Origin of the sequence: Synechococcus sp. MIT S9503, from assembly GCF_047304175.1 — a bacterium.
In the GTDB taxonomy this organism is placed as follows: Bacteria; Cyanobacteriota; Cyanobacteriia; order PCC-6307; family Cyanobiaceae; genus Synechococcus_C.
In genome coordinates this window covers 2,209,800-2,227,458 of sequence record NZ_CP138955.1, presented here as the reverse complement: position 1 = coordinate 2,227,458, position 17,659 = coordinate 2,209,800, and the positions used below count along the sequence as shown (strand labels likewise).

Sequence of the window (17,659 nt, the reverse complement as noted above, 5' to 3'; positions counted from 1 at the left end):
CACCCAAAGCAAACCAGTTGTTTTGGGTGATTCTTCGCAGACAGTCTTACTCAGCCTTATCCATCTTCACCCCGGATAATTCAGCTCCACCTTTAACCTCAAGAGCTTTCTCCAAACCTTCAAGGTCCTCATCGGTGATCTTGGTCTGCATGGGACAGTGCTTGGGGCCACACATCGAACAGAATTCAGCCTGTTTATAAATATCAGCAGGCAGGGTTTCATCGTGATATTGCTTGGCCCGTTCAGGGTCAAGAGACAACGCAAACTGCTTGTTCCAGTCGAAGGCATAACGAGCCCGGCTGAGCTCGTCATCTCGATCACGGGCACCTGGTCGATGACGGGCAATATCGGCTGCGTGTGCCGCGATCTTGTAGGCGATCAAACCCTCGCGCACATCGTCGGCATTGGGGAGACCCAGATGCTCTTTCGGCGTCACGTAGCAGAGCATTGCAGTGCCATGCCAACCGGCCATGGCCGCGCCAATCGCCGAGGTGATGTGGTCATAACCAGGCGCGATGTCCGTCACCAGAGGACCCAGAACATAGAAAGGTGCCTCGTTGCACTCCTCCATCTGCTTCTTGACGTTGAACTCGATCTGATCCATCGGCACATGGCCTGGGCCCTCAACCATCACCTGAATATCCTTCTTCCAGGCACGACGAGTCAGTTCACCAAGGGTGTGGAGCTCGGCGAGCTGAGCCGCATCGGATGCATCGTGCTGACATCCAGGCCTCAGCGAATCACCCAGTGAAAACGTGCAGTCGTAACGCTTGAAAATCTCGCAGATGTCATCGAAACGCGTATAGAGAGGGTTCTGACGATGGTGATAGAGCATCCACTGAGCAAGGATGCCGCCGCCACGACTGACGATGCCGGTGATGCGCCCCTTCACCTTCACGAGGTGCTCAATCAGCAGGCCAGCATGGATGGTCTGGTAGTCGACACCCTGCTGACAGTGCTTCTCGATGATGTGGAGGAAGTCGTCCTCCGAAAGCCGTTCAATCGAGCCATGCACACTTTCGAGGGCCTGGTAGACGGGGACGGTGCCGATCGGCACGGGGGAGGCCTTGATGATCGCGGTGCGAACGTCATCCAGGTTGACTCCGCCGGTGGACAGGTCCATCACCGTGTCGGCACCGTATTTCACGGCAAGGTTCAGCTTCTTGACCTCCTCCTCAGCATCAGAGGCATTGGGAGAGGCACCGATGTTTGCATTCACCTTGCACTTGCTGGCGATGCCGATTGCCATCGGCTCAAGATTTTCATGATTGATGTTGGCGGGAATGACCATGCGGCCTCTGGCCACCTCCTCCATCACCAGCGTCTCGGGCAGGTTCTCTCTCCTTGCCACGTAGACCATCTCCTCGGTCACCACGCCCTGACGGGCGAAATGCATCTGGGACACGTTGGACTGTCCGCGACGGGACTGAACCCAGGAAGCACGCATGATCCATTCAGCGAAGGAACTTCCAGGAGCCGGCCTGCTGGCCGTGGATCACATTGGTCACTTCCCTATCGCCGGAATGACCCGGATCAGGTTCGGAGGGTGTGATCTCAGCCGGTGGGATCGCGAACGATCCAGGGCACCCCTAGTGGTGCCCAATTACTAGCAACAGCATCTCGATCCCACAGTCACTGCGCCTGCAATCCATTCAGTGCAGCTGCCACAACCCGGTGATCCCTATCCTGTTGGAGGGGCTGCAACAGAGTTCTGGCCTGCGCTCCGATCGGCTGATCAACAGCTTCACGAACAATCCGTCCGAGAATCTCGGCACCACTGACGCGAACCGTGCCATCGGCATCAGTGATCGCAGCACCGGCCAGCTCCAGCAGCCAACCCAAATCGATCTCAGACTGTTCGGCCAGAGCCGAAAGAATGCTGCATCGCACAAGCCAGGCACTGTCGGCGTCAAATGCCGCCTTGAGCAGTGGCCAGGCTCGATTCACGCCGTAACTGGCGAGAGCATTTGCTGCCTCTGCGCGCACATTCGCATCACCGTCACTGCGCAGAAGCCGTTCCAACACGATCCACCCCTGCTCAGTGCGCTTGTAGCCCAAACCGCTGCAGCTGAGAGATCGCACCAGAAAAGCCTCCTGCTGACTACCAAGCACCAACAGGGGAACGGCTTGCTCATCGCTGCAGAATCGCAGCTGGGTGAGAGCCGGCATGGCCCGCATTGGATCTCCGGAACCGATCGCTTCCCTCAGTGCATCGAGATCAGGTTCAGATCCCTCAGGTTGCTGCGGTGTGGACGCCATCAACTCAATCCTCCTGAAAACGACTGCTTCGCAAAGCCACCAGCAGTTTGTGGCGCCGGCGACGGCGACCCACCACTGCGTGAATCACCAAGCCAGAGCCAACAAGGATGGCAGGAACAGACTGCCAGCGCTCAGTTGCCTCCCGCTGAAACAGCGCCAGCACTCCAAGGCAAACCAGCAGGGGAGCTGCCAGGGACAACAGCACATGCAGCCGGGTCCGAGGCGGACGGTTCATGTCAACGGCTCCCAGGCCAGCATCGTTGCGGTGAGGACACGAATGCCGACTCCAAGGCAGTTCTCATCAGGCAGAAAGTGGCCGTTGTGCAGCGGGGCACAACCCTCAGAGCCCGCCACACCGAGGCGAAACATCATGCCGGGCAGATCACGGATCAACTCAGCAAAATCCTCAGCCCCAAGAGAAGGCTGTTCCAGCCTCAGAACCTGATGTGGCCCCAGCTGCTCGATGGCACAACGTTCCAGCAGAGCCGTAAGCCTGGCGTCGTTATCAACGGGTGGGGCGATGCAGCGATAGCGCACCGTGGCGGTGGCACCGAATCCCTCGCAAAGCGTGCGAACCGTCTCCTCAATCCAGCGGGGCAGCTGATCGTGCACATCATTGGACAGGCAACGCACCGTTCCCAGCAGATTGACGCGCTCGGCGATCACGTTGAAAGCCTTACCTCCTTCAATGCGTCCGAAGCTCACTACCACTGGCTGCAAGGCGTCCAGCCTGCGGCTGATGGCTTCCTGGAGGCCAGTGACAACCCTCGAGGCGATCCAGATCGCATCCACCGACTGATGGGGCCTGGCTCCATGACCAGCCTGACCGATGATCTCGATCTCCAGTTCGCCAGCCGCAGCCGTCAGGCTGCCGCTGCGCAAGCCAACACTACCGACGGGCAGAGAAGGAAAAACATGCAGACCGAACAGGGCATCAAGGCCCTCGGTGGCTCCCGCTTCACGCATCCAGCGAGCACCCTGAGCGATTTCCTCCGCCGGCTGAAACAACAGGCGCATGCCAACGGGTAATTGCTGTTCTGCAGCGAGCAATCGGGCAACACCCAGACCGACCGTGCTGTGCAAGTCATGTCCGCAGGCATGCATCACCCCCTGCCGCAGAGATGCATAGGGAAGTTCCGTTTGCTCCTCAATGGGCAGCGCATCCATGTCCACGCGCAATCCGAGCTTCGGGCCCTGTTCCGGCCCAAGGTCGGCCACCACACCCGTGCGACCCATTCCTTCCCGAACACGCCAGCCAGCATTGCGAAGTTCGCCTGCAATCAGTGCAGCTGTCTGATGTTCTTCTCCACTGAGCTCTGGATGGGAATGCAGATGGCGGCGGAACTCGATCAGCTCCGGTAACAGCGTTTCAAGACGCTCGGACCAGCTGGTTGTGAGGGTCATGTCACCTCCAGCGCAAGAAAGCGCTCCAGATCGGCAATCGGCCGGGGCGGCCAGCGACGCACCTCAGCCAGCCAGACGGAATCGCGGTAACTGGGATCAAGGCCCGAGGCTGCAGCCCAGTGACTTTCGGCCTCCCCACGGGAGCCTTCACGCCAGAGCAAAGCACTCAGCGCCGCTCGCGCGTCGGCGAACAATGGATAGCGGCGGATCAGATTGCGCAGGTTGCGCTCCGCCTCCTTCAGATCATCAAGCTGGTAGAGAGCCAGCGCATCACTCGCGCGAGCCATCGCAAACCCTGGCCTGGCATCGGCGGCCAGCCGGTAGAGACGCTGAGCCTCCTGCCAGTCTCCTTCTGAGCCACGCACATTGCCGAGGTTGTAAAGAGCTGAGGCATCACCTGGATCTCTCGCCAGGATCCAGTCGTAATCATCAGCTGCTTCAGTCCAGCGCTGCAAGGCCTCTTCAGCGGTGCCGCGATTGAGGTGAGGGTCAGCATCATCTGGGGCCAGCTCCATGGAGCGGGTCTGATCGGCGATGGCTCCCTCCGGATCACCGAGCATCAATCGCACGTTGCCGCGGTTGCTCCAGGCCGCTGCATCGTTGGGAGCCATGTCGAGAACCTGATCCCAGATTGGAAGCGCCTGTTGAGGATCCCCGGCGCGACTCAGCGCCAGAGCACGATCGAACAGCTGTGGCAGAGGGTCAACTTCAGCTGCATCGATTGCAAGAGGGGTCAGAGCCACCAGCAACGTCAGCGACCAGCTGATCAGGAGCTCCATCCAGTTCATCTCGGTGGCTCCTGGTCAATGGTTGGAAACCGCTGCCAGCGTATCGAGCCCGACTGGCCGAATGAGACAGCCGGGAGTTAAGGGCAGCAGTGTCAGGCAGCTGAGAGGTGCTCACGGCCAGCGGCTGTGACCACCCGGCCACGAGGCGTGCGCTGCAAGAATCCAAGCTGGAGAAGATAGGGCTCAACCACGGATTCCAGCGTGGTGGGATCCTCTCCAAGAGCCGCCGCAAGAGTGTCCAACCCAGCGGGACCACCTCCATGCGATTGGAGCAGCAACTCCAGCAACCTGCGATCACTGGCATCCAGTCCACGACCATCCACCCGATGCAGAGTGAGGGCTTCATCCACCAACGGCTGGTTGATCGAGCCGGAACATTCACGAACACAGGCCACATCCCGCACTCGCCGTAACAGTCGGTTGGCAATGCGAGGCGTTCCCCTGCAACGGAGTGCAATCTCAGCACAGGCGTCTGCAGTGAGCTCAAGATCGAGCAACCCTGCGGCCCGCTCGACAATCGCCTGCAGATCGTTGAGTCCGTAGAACTCGAGACGCTGGATCAAGCCGAAGCGATCACGCAATGGCGAACTCAGTGCACCGGCGCGGGTTGTGGCACCTACCAGAGTGAAAGGCGGTAATTCCAGCGCACGGGTTCGTGCCGTGCTGCCCTTGCCCACGGTGAGGTCGAGTCGACGATCCTCCATGGCCGGATAAAGCAGTTCCTCGGCCACACGACTGAGTCGGTGGATCTCATCGATGAACAGCAGCTCCCTCGGCTGAAGATTGACCAACAGGCCAACGATGTCGCGAGGCCGCTCAAGCGCCGGGGCACTGGTGATACGGCACTTCACCCCAAGTTCTTCGGCGAGCACCATGGCCATGGTCGTCTTGCCCAGGCCTGGCGGGCCGTAGAGCAACACATGGTCGAGAGCGTCGCCGCGACCCAGTGCAGCCTGCACGGCAATGCCCAGCACCTGCTTGAGCTCACGCTGACCGATGTAATCCTTCAAACACCTGGGCCTCAGGCCGTCCTCACGGCAAGCCGCTGCCGATGGATCAAGGTCATCTCCCGGTTGCCGAGCAGCATCCACCACGCGATTGACCTCACGCTCCCGGCGTGGGCGCGGTGCTCCTGCGCTTGAAGAAACAATGGCCATGCGGGAACAGTACCGAGACCTGGATAGGGTCGGAGCATCAAGCGGCCGAAAGGCCAGACAGGCCATGGCCAAAGGTGGGGGAAAGAAAAACGCGGCAGCTCGGGCGGCGGCCAACCGCCTGCTGGCCGATAACAGGCTTGCCAGACATCAGTACGAAATTCTGGAAACGCTGGAAACCGGCATCGAACTGGTCGGCACCGAGGTGAAATCGATCAGAGCCGGTCAGGCCAATCTCAGGGATGGTTTCTGCCTGATCCGCAACGGCGAGATGCAACTGCACAACGTGCACATTTCACCCCACACCCATGCAAGCGGCTACTACAACCACGATCCACTGCGAGTGCGCAGACTGCTGGCTCACCGGCGTGAAATCGACAAGCTGCGTGGGCAGCTGGATCAGAAAGGTCTGACACTGATCCCGCTCAACATGCATCTGCAGGGGTCATGGATCAAGCTCACCATCGGGCTTGGCAAAGGTCGCAAGTTGCATGACAAGCGCGCTGCTGAAAAAGACAAACAGATCAGGAAAGAGACACGGGCTGCCATCGCCCGCTACTGAATCAGTTCCGCCTGAGGTTTCCGGTTGCCAACATCCTGCGCCGGTGTCTCCGGAGCAACCTCCGAAGCATCGTTCGAGCCACCGGGCATCTCGGCCCCTTGAACAGGAGCCTTGCCTGCACCAGCCGGTCTGGGCCCGGGAGGCTCAGGGAGGTTCTCAACCGGTCCCTCCACTCCGGTGGCCGGGTCGGGAATCGGGTTGAGATCGACCTCAGGCAACGGCGTCGGTGCCGGCGCATCAGCACGGCAGGAGAGCGTCAGCAGACCGGAGGAGACCCCGTCATTGGTCACGAGCACCTGCACCGGCGATCCTGCCTCCACAGGCAGAGTCACGACACGCAGTGGTCCGCGATCGGCGGCCAGCTCACCATCGGAGCCATACACCGTCATCTGCATCAATGGCGTGCCGTTGATGCCCAGAACCAGGCGGCGACCGGCTGGAACCGTGATCGAGATCAGCCGCGCTCCGCCTGCAGCCACTCGGCTTGACAGAACCGTGGGCGCCTGAGCCCGCGCCTGAACCTGCTCAATCCGCACATCCTCCAGGCTGCGCAATGCCGCGGCAATCCATAACTGACGGAAAGGCTCAGGCGGCTTGACCCCTGCCGGCACTCCCGGCAGCAAAGCCTGTGCTGAAGCACTGACCAGCTGCTCCACCACCCTGTCATTCACTCCCTGAGACATAAGAGCCTGGCGCTGCCTCTGCCAGTCGGCTGGCCTGAGCTGTCCCAGACGGCTGCGAAGTGCGGGTGAGAGTTGCTCGACCCTTGAAAGCCACTCCTCCGCCAGTTCGTTCCAGACACTCCGCAAAGGAGCATCTTCCAGTGAATCACTGGGCAGGCGACCACCTCGCTCCGGGAAACGGGCCATCAGGCTCGCATCCACCAACTGCAGAAACCAGCTGCGATCAACTTGCAAAGCTCGAAGGCGGCTGAGCAGCTGCTGACGCTGATCAACCTCCGCAGGCGGGAGGCTTGCGGAGGGGGAGCGACCGATTACATCACGCTCTGTTGAGGGTGCGCCTGCTGGAGGGGTCCCGCGAGTCAGAAGGAACCAGCCAATGGCCGTACCCACCAGAGCCGAGAGCAAAAGAGCAACAACAACCGGCCAAAGACGTCCCTCTGCCGCAAGCTGCCTCTGCTCGGCAAGAGGTTTGCGCCGGACATCCTCCCGAGGCGAAGTAGCAAGCTGTGGCAGATCCGGTGAACGAGGCGAGGGAGACGGGGGGTCATCCAACACTGCTGGGGCCAGAACCAGAGTGCGGTCCGCCCGGGCCGTGGGACCTGTTGATTCAGGCATCGTCAGGGCCTGCAAAGCCTGAAGCGCATCACTGGCGCTTTCAAAGCGGTGGTCAGGCTGCTCTGAAAGCAAACGCTCCAGCACCTCCCGGTAGGAAGCATCGAGATCTAGATCGCTGGGCAACAACCAACCCTGAGCATCAGCCTGCAGCAGTTGCTCGGGTGGACGACCGGTGAGCAGCGTCAGAGCTGTTACTCCGAGACCGTGCAGATCCATCCAGGACGCCGCAGATTCCTGCCGAACCTGTGAACGTGGAGCGAAGGCCGGAGAAGCCGCTGTTAGTGGCGCCTGGCCGCAGCGCTGCAGCAACCCGAAATCCAAAAGCACCGGAAGGCAGTCCTGATCGCGTCGCATCAGGTTGCGGGGATTGATATCGCCATGGACCAGCTGCTGACCATGCAGGACCGCGAGGGGCGGGAGCAGCTGCCTCATCAGAAGCAGCACCTCTCCCGAACCAAACACCAGCTGACGCTGGAGACGTTGATCCTGGATCTGACTCAGAGTCGAGCCTTCCAGCCACTCACGCACCAGCCACAGGCAGTCGTTCTCCTCCAGCAGCCCACCGAAGCGTGGAATCTGGGGATGTAGCAGTGACTGCATCGAAGGCCACAAACTGCGAAAGCGCTCCTGGGTGACCTGATCGCTGAGTTGCCGCAACGTCACCGGCGCATCCGCCGCCATCTGATCAGCGGCACGCCAGAGAGTTCCCTGAGGCTGGTCCGGATCCGAGGAGAGGCAGCGGTCCAGGCGATACCGGTCGGCCAGCAGCGTGCCGATCACAAAGCAGATGCATGTGGGCCGATGGTAAGAGCAGTGCTGCGCTGACACTCAACGTTGATCCCACTAACGTCACCGCCAGCACGATTCCTCTCCATGGACTCCGGCTCGCTACTGAACCGACTGATGGAGGTGCGTCACGCCAGTGAAGCCCTGATTGAGCCACTCAATGCCGAGGACCTCAACCTGCAGGGCATGGCGGATGCAAGCCCACCCAAATGGCATCTGGCTCACACCACCTGGTTCTTTGAAACCTTCGTGCTCAAGCCCCACCATGACGACTATGTGCCGGCGGACCCTCGCTGGGGCTATCTATTCAACTCCTACTACGAAGCAGTCGGCCCAAGACAGCCGCGTCCACAGCGGGGACTGCTCAGCCGACCACCGATGCATGAAGTCTCGGCCTGGCGAAAGAGAGTGAACAGGGCTCTGGAACAGTTGCTGGAAGGCAATCCAGAGGCTCCATGGCTGAACCTTGTGGAACTGGGCCTGCACCATGAGCAGCAACATCAGGAACTGATGTTGATGGATCTGCTGGACGGATTCAGCCGTCAGCCCTTGGAACCGGCCTATCGAAGCGACTGGTGCGATCAGTTCGAAAATCAGCCAATCACCGCCGGCGACACGACAGATCCACAAACGCACGAACCATGGCTCGACTGCCATGGAGGCCTCGTGGAAGTGGGCCACAGCGGCGATGCCTTCCACTTCGACAATGAAGGACCCAGGCATCGAACATGGCTTGACCCCTTCAGCATTGCGTCTCAACTGGTGAGCAACGGCGCCTACAAGCGCTTCATCGACGATGGCGGTTATGAACGTCCTGAACTCTGGATGAGTGAGGGCTGGGCTGAGCGGAGTATGCGCGGCTGGGAAGCGCCCCGGTACTGGCGCCGCGATCATGACGGGCAAGGGCCCTGGAGATGGGAATTCACACTCGCTGGTAGAAGCCCACTGAAGGATCAGCAGCCGGTTCGACACCTCAGCTGGTTCGAAGCGGATGCCTACGCACGCTGGGCGGGAGCCCGCCTGCCAAGCGAAGCGGAATGGGAGCTGGCAAGTTCTGACCACGGCAACGCTCTCCAGCAGAGCCATGGTCAGCTCTGGCAATGGACATCCAGCCCCTACCGGCCTTACCCGGGCTTTCAGCCGGCAGCAGGTGCTGTGGGCGAGTACAACGGCAAATTCATGACGTCCCAGTTCGTGCTGCGGGGCAGCAGCCAGCTCACACCGAGGGGCCATTCCCGCGACACTTACCGCAACTTTTTCACCCCTGCCAGCCGCTGGATGGCGGCAGGCTTACGCCTGGCTCAATGACCACCCAAACGCCTGCGCGTCCTCAGCTGATCAATCTGCATCCGCCCAGTGCAGACATGCTCAGACTTGTGCGGGATGGCCTGGAGCGCGAACCCCGCCAGCTGCCGGCATGGTTGCTCTACGACGCCGAAGGTTCGCGGCTGTTTGACCAGATCTGTCAACAACCGGAATACAGCCTTACCCGCACGGAAATCGCCCTGCTGGAGTCTGCGGCGGAAGACATTGCCCGTTCGATCGGATCAGGGGTCATTGTTGAATTCGGCGCAGGCAGCGCCCGCAAAGTCGGGCCTCTGCTGGAAGCGATGCGGCCATCGGCCTATGTGGCTCTGGACATCAGCGCGGAACATCTGCAACAGGCAACGGCCTCACTGCAGATTCAGCATCCCAGCGTGCCGATGCTGGGAATCTGCTGTGACCACAGTCGACTTGATGCCCTTCCAGACCATCCACTGATGCGCGGAAAGCGACGTGTCGGTTTCTTTCCAGGAAGTTCTCTCGGCAATTTCACACGCGATGAAGCCATCGAACTGCTGGGCCGATTCAGGCTGCTGCTCAATGGGGGGCCACTGCTGCTGGGCCTGGATCAACCCAAGGCCAGTTCACGACTGGAGGCCGCTTACAACGATGCGGCAGGAATCTCAGCCGCCTTCGCACGCAACCTGCTGGAGAGACTGAACAATGACCTCAAGGCAGATTTCAATCCAGCTGAATTCCGTTACGAAGCCGTCTGGCAGAGCAGGGAGAGCCGCGTTCGGATGGCCTTGATCAGTGAATGCGATCAGACGGTATCCATCGCAGATGAGCCCTGGGCCTTCCGCACGGGACAACCGCTGGTGACGGAATACAGCGTCAAGTATTCACCCGAAATGGCCCGCAAGCTGGCTGAAGACGCAGGCTGGAACTGGTGCAGGCGTTGGCATGATCCGGATGATGACCTCTCCCTGCACTGGCTGGAAGCGGCAGACTGATCAGTGTTTTCCCAGGTCGGCATCATCGCCATGGACGTGAGCAACACCGTGCACTGCGCGGACAGAGACCGCGGCTTCGGAACTGGCAGGCCTGACTGATGTCGCCCACCTGGCTTGATCAACTTGAACGCAACCTGGAGGAACGGTTGGACGCTTTTCTGCGCTCCAATCCCGATCAGGATCGATTGCTGAATGAACAGCACTTACAGGATCGCCAGCGCAATCTGAACAGTCGGCGTGATCAGATGCAGATTCAGGCCAGAGATCTGCGTCGCCAGCTGCTCTCACTTGCAGAACAGGTCCAGGCCTGGGGGAAACGCACCAATAAGGCACGCAATGCCGGAGCCGAAGACCTAGCGCTTCGGGCTGAAAAGCATGTCGACAGCCTGATGAATCAGGGCAGGGATCTCTGGAACGAACTGGATGCGCTGGGCCAGTGTTTTAGAGACCTGGATCAACAGATTTCCAGCCTCAACCAGAGGGCTTCCGAACAGAAAGGGCACCGCAGTCTTGATGAAGACTGGGCTTTGTTTGAAGCCCGCCAGGAGCTTGAAGAGCTGAGACGACGTCAGGGGCTCAGCTGATCAGCGAACCCTCAGGCCTTGGGAGCAGGAGGCTCGAGGCTGACGTTCTCGGGCGGAGGAGTCGGGTCGGGATCGGCAATCAGCATGTGCTGGAGAACGATCTCAGGACGCTCACTGTCACGCCAACGGATCCGATAGGCAGGCATTTTTGTGCCTCGGCTGGTCGTCTGCTCAACGGGTTCCATGACCCAGCCGCGACGGGAGCGCCCCTGGGGATTGCGCTTGACCACCGCATCGGCGTGCTTGAAGCGGAAACCTACGCGCTCACCACTCATTGGAAAGGGACCTTGCCACTGTGTTCCATTATCCACCCTGGGGGTACAAAGCAAGCTCCAGACGCTCTCATCCCTCAGGTCGCAGAAGTGGGAAGGCGATGACATCGCGAATCGAAGGACTGTCGGTGAGCAACATCACCAGTCGATCGATCCCGATTCCGAGGCCGCCTGTGGGGGGCATTCCCACCTCAAGAGCATTGACGAAATCTTCATCCAACCCCTGAGCCTCCAGATCTCCAGCGGCTTTGCGCTCCTGCTGAGTCTCCAGGCGCTGACGCTGATCCAACGGATCAGTGAGCTCACTGAAGGCATTGGCGTGCTCCCGACCGACGATGAACAGCTCAAAACGCTCGACCAATCCGGGTTTGCTGCGATGCGGCCGAGCCAGGGGTGAGATCTCCAGGGGATAATCCATCACGAACGTGGGCTGGATCAGGGTGGGCTCAACCGCCTGTTCAAACGCTTCATTGAGCAGACGTCCCACCGAATCGGCCAGCTCCGGAACATGCAGGCCTTTTGATGTCATGGCAGCTGCTGCGGCTTCCCTGCTGCTGAAAGCAGCGAAATCAAGCCCGGTGATGTCTTTGACCAGCTCATGCATCGTCGCCCGACGCCAGGGAGGCGTCAGATCGATCTCGGTGCCCTGATAGGTGATCGCCTGACCGCCGCAGACCTCCTGGCAGACGGCACTGATCATCTGTTCAGTGAGCTCCATCATCCCCAGGTAATCGGAATAGGCCTGATAGACCTCCACGGAGGTGAACTCGGGATTGTGGCGAGTGCTAATGCCCTCGTTACGAAAGATCCTGCCCAGCTCGTAGACCCGTTCAAAGCCGCCAACGACCAATCTTTTCAGATGGAGTTCCGTGGCGATCCGCAACGTCAGCGGAAGATCAAGAGCGTTGTGATGCGTTTCGAATGGCCTCGCATCCGCACCACCCGGCTGACTCTGAAGAACGGGTGTTTCGATCTCTAGAAACTCCCGATCATCCAACCAACGCCGAATCGCACTCACCGTTAACGCCCGCCGCCGGAATGTCTCTCGCGACTGAGGGGTCACGATCAGATCCAGGTACCGCTGCCGGTAGCGCTTCTCCACATCGGCTAGGCCGTGCCATTTATCCGGCAGTGGTTGCAGCGACTTGGTGAGCATGGTCCAGTCCGCCACTTTCACCGAAAGCTCACCGCGATCGGTTCGGCGGAGAGTGCCCCGAACACCGATGAGATCGCCTGCATCCACCAGTGCCGTGATCTGAGCGAAGGTTTCGCCCAGACTCGATTTCTCCAGAAACAGCTGGATGGTTCCGGTCTCGTCAGACAGGGTGAAGAAGGCAAGTTTGCCCATCACCCGCCGCGTCATCACCCGACCTGCCACAGCCACACCGAGATCCCGCTCCTCTCCCTTGGGCAGATCGGCATGAACCTCCTGCAGCCGAGCCATCCGGTCGGTTGGTTCGAAATGGAGCGCATAAGGCTCCAGACCCTGCTCCCTGAGAGCGTTCGCCTTCTCCAAGCGGGTCTCTCGCAGATCAGACACGGAAAAAACAGGCAGACGGGCGCCATCTTGCCGCTCGAAGGTGCCCTCAAGCGAGAGATGCAATCACAATGTCAGCGCAGCAAACTCAGCTGGCCACAGCAGCCGGTGCGTTATCACCCATGCGTTGTGAGGAATAGCCGATTCCTCGCACCGTGAGGATCAACTCGGGGTTGCGTGGATCAGGCTCAAGTTTGCCGCGCAGTCGGGCCACATAAACATCAACAACCCGCAGATCTGCGGCGCGGCGAGGTGGGTAGCCCCAGAGCTGTTCCAGGATCTCTGCCCGAGGTACGACTCGACCAGGCTCCCTGAACAGAAGTTCAAGCAGGCTGAATTCGGTGTAGGTGAGTGAGATACGCTCGCTGCCCCGGGTTACCTGGCGACGGTTGGTGTCAACAACGAGGTCGCCAACGCGGACAACTCCCTGCCCGGTGGGCAGTTCGCGGGGCTCAGCTGTTGCCGAACCACGCCCCACACGACGAAGAATGGTGGCAATTCTCGCCTCCAACTCTTTGGGACTGAAGGGCTTCGGAAGGTAGTCATCAGCACCGAGGTCGAGACCGGCGACTCTCTCGGAGATGGCTTCAAGCGCTGAAAGGAAAATGATCGGAACGCAGGACTCAGCGCGAAGGCGACGACAAACAGCGAAGCCATCAAGCTTCGGCAGCATCACATCGAGAACGACGAGATCAGGCGACTCGCGATGAAAGACCTCAAGGGCTTCTTCGCCATCTTCAGCGCAGATAACTCTGTATCCAGCCAGCTGCAGACGCATCACGAGAACGCGACGCACTGCAGGCTCGTCGTCAACGACAAGCAATGTGGCTTTGACGGACTCAGGAGCTCCCATAAGAGACCCATCGCCATCGACTTGGTGGGATGGGCCTTCGGGCATACACTCCATGAGGTAAGAATTGCAACCCTACCGCTCGACGTGAACCGATCGAGCTCTGGGATCCAAACCGGGAACAGGTTTTGGGTTCTTTTAAGAATTGAAGCAGTGCGGAATCACCGATTTCACGGCCATCGGGCGCTGGCGTAGCGATTCCATTGTTGCTCAGCTTCCTTGATCGCCTGATCACTGCTGATCTGCCCCAACATGGCCCTCTGCAGCTGGGTGTAAATGATGCTCTGCAAGCGCTTTACACCGGGTGTGGCCGGTACGAGAACCCGGGCACTTTTCAACGTTTCAGCCGATAAAAGACGGGCATCCCGGATCTGAGCTTCAGGCGCATCGGCTGGCTTCTCCGCCTCAAGCTCAGCTCGAACGGCAGCCAGCGCCTTTAGGGAGGAAGGCAACACTCTTGCCTCGCGAGCGAAACGAGCCTGATTGATCCCATTGGTCAGAAACAAGGCCAGTTGGAGAGCCTGAGCAGGCTGCTTGCTCTGACGCGGCACCGCCAGCGTCATCAGGGCCACATTGGCGGTGCCATCCGGACCGGTGAGAGGTGGCTGAGCTGCCGTTACCGCAGCCACACCCGGGGAATTGGTCTGAATGCTGCGCAGGAACTCAGCACCACTGGCGAGCAGTGCCAGTTCACCGCTCTGGAAGAGCTCAATCGCACGCCTCTGTCCTTGACTCACCACTTCCCTAGGCAGCAATCCTTCGCGATACAAATCCGTCCAGAAAGCGAAGGCCCTGCGGCCGGCCGTCGTGTTGAAAGCCGCTCTCTGACGTGAATCCAGAAGAGTGACACCCATCTGCACAAGCGACTCCAGCAGCTCTGCGGAATCGTCGGGAACCACAGTGACAAACAGGCCGTAACGCCCTGTGCGCTCGCGAATGCTGCGGGCATAGGCAGGCACCTCCGCCCATCGACGCGGCACCCTGGAGATTCCCGCCTGACGCAGCAGATCAGTATTCACAAGGCTCAAACGGACCGTCAGATACCAGGGGATAGCGATCTGACCAGCCTCAGGGTCCCTGGCTGCTTTCCAGACCGATGGCAGGTAGCTCTGCTGCGCCCCGGACGGCAGCAGCGGTGTGAGATCGGTGAGGCCACCCTTGCTGGCCAGATTGGCTGCAAAGGGAGGATTGAGATTCACCACATCAGGAGCTGTTCGAGCAAAAACGGCTGCCAGAAGCTTGCGCTCCACGGATCCCCAAGGAAGATCCGTCCAGCGCACCGGTGCCTCTGGATGGCGTGTGTCCCACTCTCCGAGTACGTCATCCATGTAGGGATTGAATTTTGGGGCCAGCTGCAGAGTCCAGAGCTGAAGACTCCCCTCAGGACCAATTTCCTGGCGGCACCCCAGGATGAGCACTGTCAGAGCGGAGAAAGCCAGACCGGCCAGAAACCGGCGCCGTCGCAACGAAGAAATCATGCTGGTGCTCGGCGTCGCCACAGAAGCAGCTGCCAGGATCCAACCAACGGTGCTAGCAGTCCAGTGATCAAGGCCTGAGCAAGAGTTGTCTGCAACGCCCAGGACTGAATCAATGCTTCAGAGGCTCCCAGCAGCAGCCACTGAATCCAAAGGGACATACCAAGTGTCAGGGATCCGATCCAGGCCAGAAGTCCAAGGTTGAGGCTGCGCTGAATCGGCGGACCGCGACGTCCCAGACGTCCCCACCACCAACCCATCAAGACAAGGGCAGGCACCTGGGTGACATCACCCAGGCTGAGGCCGTCGAGAACAAGACCAATTGCTGCGCCCGATATCGCGCCAGCGAGCGGCCCCTCGACCAGTGACCAGGGAAGCAACCAGAGGATCGCCCAACTAGGAGGAACCCCATCGAGATTCATCCAGCCAGGTGCAGCCAACTGAAGAAAAGGCACCAGAAGAGCTGATGCCACACAAATTGGTTGACGGTGCAGACGCATCATCCCTCAGCGCACCTTCACCTGAACCCAGTCGATGGCATCGGGGGGAGCGATCAGCTGAACAAGGGCGGTGGGAGCAGGCACTGCTCTGGCATTCAGCGATTGCACCACCGCCACCGGCAGATTGGGAGGCAACAAAGTGCTCGCCGGCGAGGTGCTGACCAGATCGCCAGGACGCACCTGAATGTCTTTGTCGAGAAACTGCAGCTGTGGCCTGGCAGTGCCAAGACCCGCCAGCAAGCCATGTTGCTGAGTGCGCGGCAACCAGACACCGATGCGACTGCCGGGGGCTGTCAGCAAACGAACCCTGCTGGTGGTGGGAGTCACGCTCTGGACCCTGCCAATCAGACCTCCAGGTCCGATGACGGCATCATCTTTAGCGACACCCTCCACCGATCCTTTGCCCAAAATCAGTTGCTGCCACCAGCCTGATGCTGTGCGTGAAATCACCGCAGCCTGGATCCAGTCGCCCGATGACTGCTGATCAAGAGCCAGAAGCTCCCGCAGGCGGGCATTGTCGCGTTCAAGCAGCTCAAGGCGAGAAATCTGCTCCTGCTGTTGGGCAGCCTCAACCCACTCGCGCTGGGCAGTGCCTGGCCAGAACGGTCGACTCAACAGCGCAAAGCCATCGGCGAACCCGGCGCCCTTACTCAGGCGCACCAAACCGAGAACCAGCAACAACACAAACCACGGCCACAGTTGCTGGGCGGAGCGCAGCCTTGATCCCTGCGGCCACTGGGGGGAGCCCATGGCGATCAGAGAGCCGCAGCGGAACGAACAAATTCAGGCGTGTCGAGCACTCTCTGCAGACGTTTGTAATCCTCCAGAACCTGGCCACAGCCTTTCACCACGCAGAGGAGCGGCTCCTCAGCGATATGGGTGAAGATCCCTGTTTCATGGCTGATCAGATCACTGATGCCGCGGACCAAAGCTCCGCCACCGGCCAGCATGATTCCGCGATCGACGATGTCGGCCGCAAGTTCCGGCGGAGTGCGCTCGAGTGTGCGCTTCACAGCCTCCACAATCACATTCAGAGGTTCAGCAATCGCCTCACGCAGATCTCCCGCCTGGAGCTGAATGGTTCTGGGCAGACCTGAGAGCAGGTGAAGACCACGCACATCCATCACCACCTGATCGAACTCGTTGTCAGGGAAAGCGGAACCGATGCGAATCTTGATCTCTTCAGCGGTGCGCTCACCCACCACGAGGTTGTGCACTTTTTTGAGGTAAATACCGATGGAATCACTGATTTCATCGCCTGCAACCCGCACCGATTCACTGAGCACGGTCCCGCCGAGACTGAGCACCGCCACCTCTGTGGTGCCGCCGCCGATATCAACAATCATCGTGCCCACCGGCTCAGTGACAGGCAGACCGGCACCGATCGCAGCGGCCACAGGCTCATCAATCAGATGCACTTCACGTGCACCGGCCAGACCCGCCTCACGCACTGCGCGACGCTCAACACCCGTTACACCGCTGGGAATCCCGACAACGAGACGAGGCGCCACGATCCCCCTCCCTTCATTGCCTTTCTGGATAAAGGTCTTGAGCATCTGCTCGGCCGCATCAAAATCGGCGATAACCCCATCGCGCAGGGGTCGCACAGCACGAATATTGCCGGGGGTCCGGCCCAGCATCAGCTTGGCTTCGTCGCCAACGGCCATGGTCATACCGCGCTCAAGGTCAAGGGCCACCACGGAGGGCTCCTGCAACACAATGCCCTTGCCCGAGACGTAGATCAGGGTGTTGGCAGTACCCAGGTCAATGCCGATGTCGCGGGACAGCTGGAAACGGCGGAACAGCACTGGCGGGTACACATTTCGGCGAATCATAGGGGGAGTATCCGAAGCCATCTGTTACAGATCCGCTTGGATGTGGAACTCCTTGAAGGCAGCCACGACAACCGTCAGT

Annotated in this window: 18 protein-coding genes and 1 riboswitch; of the genes, 4 read left to right on the top strand and 14 right to left on the bottom strand. The window is 60.0% G+C overall.

Annotated features, from left to right (window positions below):
* Positions 1-46: 46 nt before the first annotated feature.
* The 6 genes from thiC to ruvB all read right to left on the bottom strand — a co-directional run bounded on the left by thiC (position 47) and on the right by ruvB (position 5,608).
* Positions 47-1,447 (bottom strand): phosphomethylpyrimidine synthase ThiC, encoded by a 1,401-nt coding sequence (gene thiC / locus SIB56_RS12210; protein ID WP_413324194.1) that lies wholly within the window; start codon positions 1,445-1,447, stop codon positions 47-49.
* 45 nt (positions 1,448-1,492) lie between these two features.
* A riboswitch (TPP riboswitch) is annotated at positions 1,493-1,601 on the bottom strand.
* 31 nt (positions 1,602-1,632) lie between these two features.
* Positions 1,633-2,259: a HEAT repeat domain-containing protein gene (locus SIB56_RS12205; RefSeq protein WP_413324193.1), complete on the bottom strand. Its 627-nt coding sequence runs from the start codon at positions 2,257-2,259 to the stop codon at positions 1,633-1,635.
* A gap of 4 nt (positions 2,260-2,263) precedes the next feature.
* Complete coding sequence (locus tag SIB56_RS12200) at positions 2,264-2,494, bottom strand: DUF3188 domain-containing protein (RefSeq protein ID WP_413324192.1); 231 nt, start codon at positions 2,492-2,494, stop codon at positions 2,264-2,266.
* On the bottom strand, positions 2,491-3,663 hold the full coding sequence (locus tag SIB56_RS12195) for an amidohydrolase (RefSeq protein ID WP_413324191.1): 1,173 nt from the start codon (positions 3,661-3,663) through the stop codon (positions 2,491-2,493). Before SIB56_RS12195 ends, SIB56_RS12200 begins: the two co-directional genes overlap by 4 nt.
* The gene (locus SIB56_RS12190; RefSeq protein ID WP_413324190.1) at positions 3,660-4,442 is read right to left on the bottom strand and encodes a tetratricopeptide repeat protein; all 783 of its coding nucleotides are present in this window, start codon (positions 4,440-4,442) and stop codon (positions 3,660-3,662) included. Before SIB56_RS12190 ends, SIB56_RS12195 begins: the two co-directional genes overlap by 4 nt.
* Before the next feature lie 101 nt (positions 4,443-4,543).
* Positions 4,544-5,608, bottom strand: a complete 1,065-nt coding sequence (gene ruvB / locus SIB56_RS12185) for a Holliday junction branch migration DNA helicase RuvB (RefSeq protein ID WP_413324189.1) — start codon at positions 5,606-5,608, stop codon at positions 4,544-4,546.
* A gap of 64 nt (positions 5,609-5,672) precedes the next feature.
* Between ruvB and smpB the strand changes: the two genes are divergently transcribed.
* Positions 5,673-6,167, top strand: a complete 495-nt coding sequence (gene smpB / locus SIB56_RS12180; RefSeq protein ID WP_413327376.1) for an SsrA-binding protein SmpB — start codon at positions 5,673-5,675, stop codon at positions 6,165-6,167.
* On the opposite strand, the gene SIB56_RS12175 is transcribed toward smpB, so the two are convergent.
* The gene (locus SIB56_RS12175; protein ID WP_413324188.1) at positions 6,161-8,245 is read right to left on the bottom strand and encodes a serine/threonine protein kinase; all 2,085 of its coding nucleotides are present in this window, start codon (positions 8,243-8,245) and stop codon (positions 6,161-6,163) included. The two genes, smpB and SIB56_RS12175, sit on opposite strands and share 7 nt — an antisense overlap.
* Positions 8,246-8,338: 93 nt before the next feature.
* Here SIB56_RS12175 and egtB point away from each other — a divergent pair, with 93 nt between their 5' ends.
* The 3 genes from egtB (at position 8,339) to SIB56_RS12160 (ending at position 11,111) form a co-directional block, all read left to right on the top strand.
* The gene (gene egtB / locus SIB56_RS12170; protein ID WP_413324187.1) at positions 8,339-9,559 is read left to right on the top strand and encodes an ergothioneine biosynthesis protein EgtB; all 1,221 of its coding nucleotides are present in this window, start codon (positions 8,339-8,341) and stop codon (positions 9,557-9,559) included.
* Positions 9,556-10,527 carry an L-histidine N(alpha)-methyltransferase gene (gene egtD / locus SIB56_RS12165; RefSeq protein ID WP_413324186.1) on the top strand — a complete coding sequence of 324 codons (972 nt, stop codon included), beginning with the start codon at positions 9,556-9,558 and terminating at the stop codon, positions 10,525-10,527. The genes egtB and egtD overlap by 4 nt, the downstream gene beginning before the upstream one ends.
* Positions 10,528-10,625: 98 nt before the next feature.
* On the top strand, positions 10,626-11,111 hold the full coding sequence (locus SIB56_RS12160; RefSeq protein WP_413324185.1) for a hercynine metabolism protein: 486 nt from the start codon (positions 10,626-10,628) through the stop codon (positions 11,109-11,111).
* 11 nt (positions 11,112-11,122) lie between these two features.
* Here SIB56_RS12160 and SIB56_RS12155 read toward each other — a convergent pair whose 3' ends face one another.
* The 7 genes from SIB56_RS12155 to SIB56_RS12125 form a co-directional block, all read right to left on the bottom strand.
* Positions 11,123-11,386 carry a hypothetical protein gene (locus tag SIB56_RS12155; protein ID WP_006042532.1) on the bottom strand — a complete coding sequence of 88 codons (264 nt, stop codon included), beginning with the start codon at positions 11,384-11,386 and terminating at the stop codon, positions 11,123-11,125.
* 67 nt (positions 11,387-11,453) lie between these two features.
* Positions 11,454-12,923, bottom strand: a complete 1,470-nt coding sequence (lysS, locus tag SIB56_RS12150; RefSeq protein ID WP_413327374.1) for a lysine--tRNA ligase — start codon at positions 12,921-12,923, stop codon at positions 11,454-11,456.
* 85 nt (positions 12,924-13,008) lie between these two features.
* A complete protein-coding gene (gene rpaB / locus SIB56_RS12145; RefSeq protein WP_413324184.1) occupies positions 13,009-13,818 on the bottom strand; it encodes a response regulator transcription factor RpaB in 810 nt (269 codons plus the stop codon).
* 122 nt (positions 13,819-13,940) lie between these two features.
* Positions 13,941-15,248, bottom strand: coding sequence for an ABC transporter substrate-binding protein (locus SIB56_RS12140; protein ID WP_413324183.1), 1,308 nt, complete (start codon positions 15,246-15,248; stop codon positions 13,941-13,943).
* Positions 15,245-15,748, bottom strand: coding sequence for a rod shape-determining protein MreD (locus tag SIB56_RS12135; RefSeq protein WP_413324182.1), 504 nt, complete (start codon positions 15,746-15,748; stop codon positions 15,245-15,247). The genes SIB56_RS12140 and SIB56_RS12135 overlap by 4 nt, the downstream gene beginning before the upstream one ends.
* Before the next feature lie 3 nt (positions 15,749-15,751).
* Positions 15,752-16,495 (bottom strand): rod shape-determining protein MreC, encoded by a 744-nt coding sequence (mreC, locus tag SIB56_RS12130; RefSeq protein ID WP_413324181.1) that lies wholly within the window; start codon positions 16,493-16,495, stop codon positions 15,752-15,754.
* Between the two features lie 5 nt (positions 16,496-16,500).
* Positions 16,501-17,553 (bottom strand): rod shape-determining protein, encoded by a 1,053-nt coding sequence (locus SIB56_RS12125; protein WP_413327372.1) that lies wholly within the window; start codon positions 17,551-17,553, stop codon positions 16,501-16,503.
* Positions 17,554-17,659 lie beyond the last annotated feature (106 nt).

Excerpts from the sequence above, each read along its gene's own strand:
- thiC (WP_413324194.1), bottom strand. The coding sequence starts at position 1,447 with ATGCGTGCTTCCTGGGTTCAGTCCCGTCGCGGACAGTCCAACGTGTCC.
- SIB56_RS12205 (WP_413324193.1), bottom strand. The coding sequence starts at position 2,259 with ATGGCGTCCACACCGCAGCAACCTGAGGGATCTGAACCTGATCTCGAT.
- SIB56_RS12200 (WP_413324192.1), bottom strand. The coding sequence starts at position 2,494 with ATGAACCGTCCGCCTCGGACCCGGCTGCATGTGCTGTTGTCCCTGGCA.
- SIB56_RS12195 (WP_413324191.1), bottom strand. The coding sequence starts at position 3,663 with ATGACCCTCACAACCAGCTGGTCCGAGCGTCTTGAAACGCTGTTACCG.
- SIB56_RS12190 (WP_413324190.1), bottom strand. The coding sequence starts at position 4,442 with ATGGAGCTCCTGATCAGCTGGTCGCTGACGTTGCTGGTGGCTCTGACC.
- ruvB (WP_413324189.1), bottom strand. The coding sequence starts at position 5,608 with ATGGCCATTGTTTCTTCAAGCGCAGGAGCACCGCGCCCACGCCGGGAG.
- smpB (WP_413327376.1), top strand. The coding sequence starts at position 5,673 with ATGGCCAAAGGTGGGGGAAAGAAAAACGCGGCAGCTCGGGCGGCGGCC.
- egtB (WP_413324187.1), top strand. The coding sequence starts at position 8,339 with ATGGACTCCGGCTCGCTACTGAACCGACTGATGGAGGTGCGTCACGCC.
- egtD (WP_413324186.1), top strand. The coding sequence starts at position 9,556 with ATGACCACCCAAACGCCTGCGCGTCCTCAGCTGATCAATCTGCATCCG.
- SIB56_RS12160 (WP_413324185.1), top strand. The coding sequence starts at position 10,626 with ATGTCGCCCACCTGGCTTGATCAACTTGAACGCAACCTGGAGGAACGG.
- SIB56_RS12155 (WP_006042532.1), bottom strand. The coding sequence starts at position 11,386 with ATGAGTGGTGAGCGCGTAGGTTTCCGCTTCAAGCACGCCGATGCGGTG.
- rpaB (WP_413324184.1), bottom strand. The coding sequence starts at position 13,818 with ATGCCCGAAGGCCCATCCCACCAAGTCGATGGCGATGGGTCTCTTATG.
- SIB56_RS12140 (WP_413324183.1), bottom strand. The coding sequence starts at position 15,248 with ATGATTTCTTCGTTGCGACGGCGCCGGTTTCTGGCCGGTCTGGCTTTC.
- SIB56_RS12135 (WP_413324182.1), bottom strand. The coding sequence starts at position 15,748 with ATGATGCGTCTGCACCGTCAACCAATTTGTGTGGCATCAGCTCTTCTG.
- mreC (WP_413324181.1), bottom strand. The coding sequence starts at position 16,495 with ATGGGCTCCCCCCAGTGGCCGCAGGGATCAAGGCTGCGCTCCGCCCAG.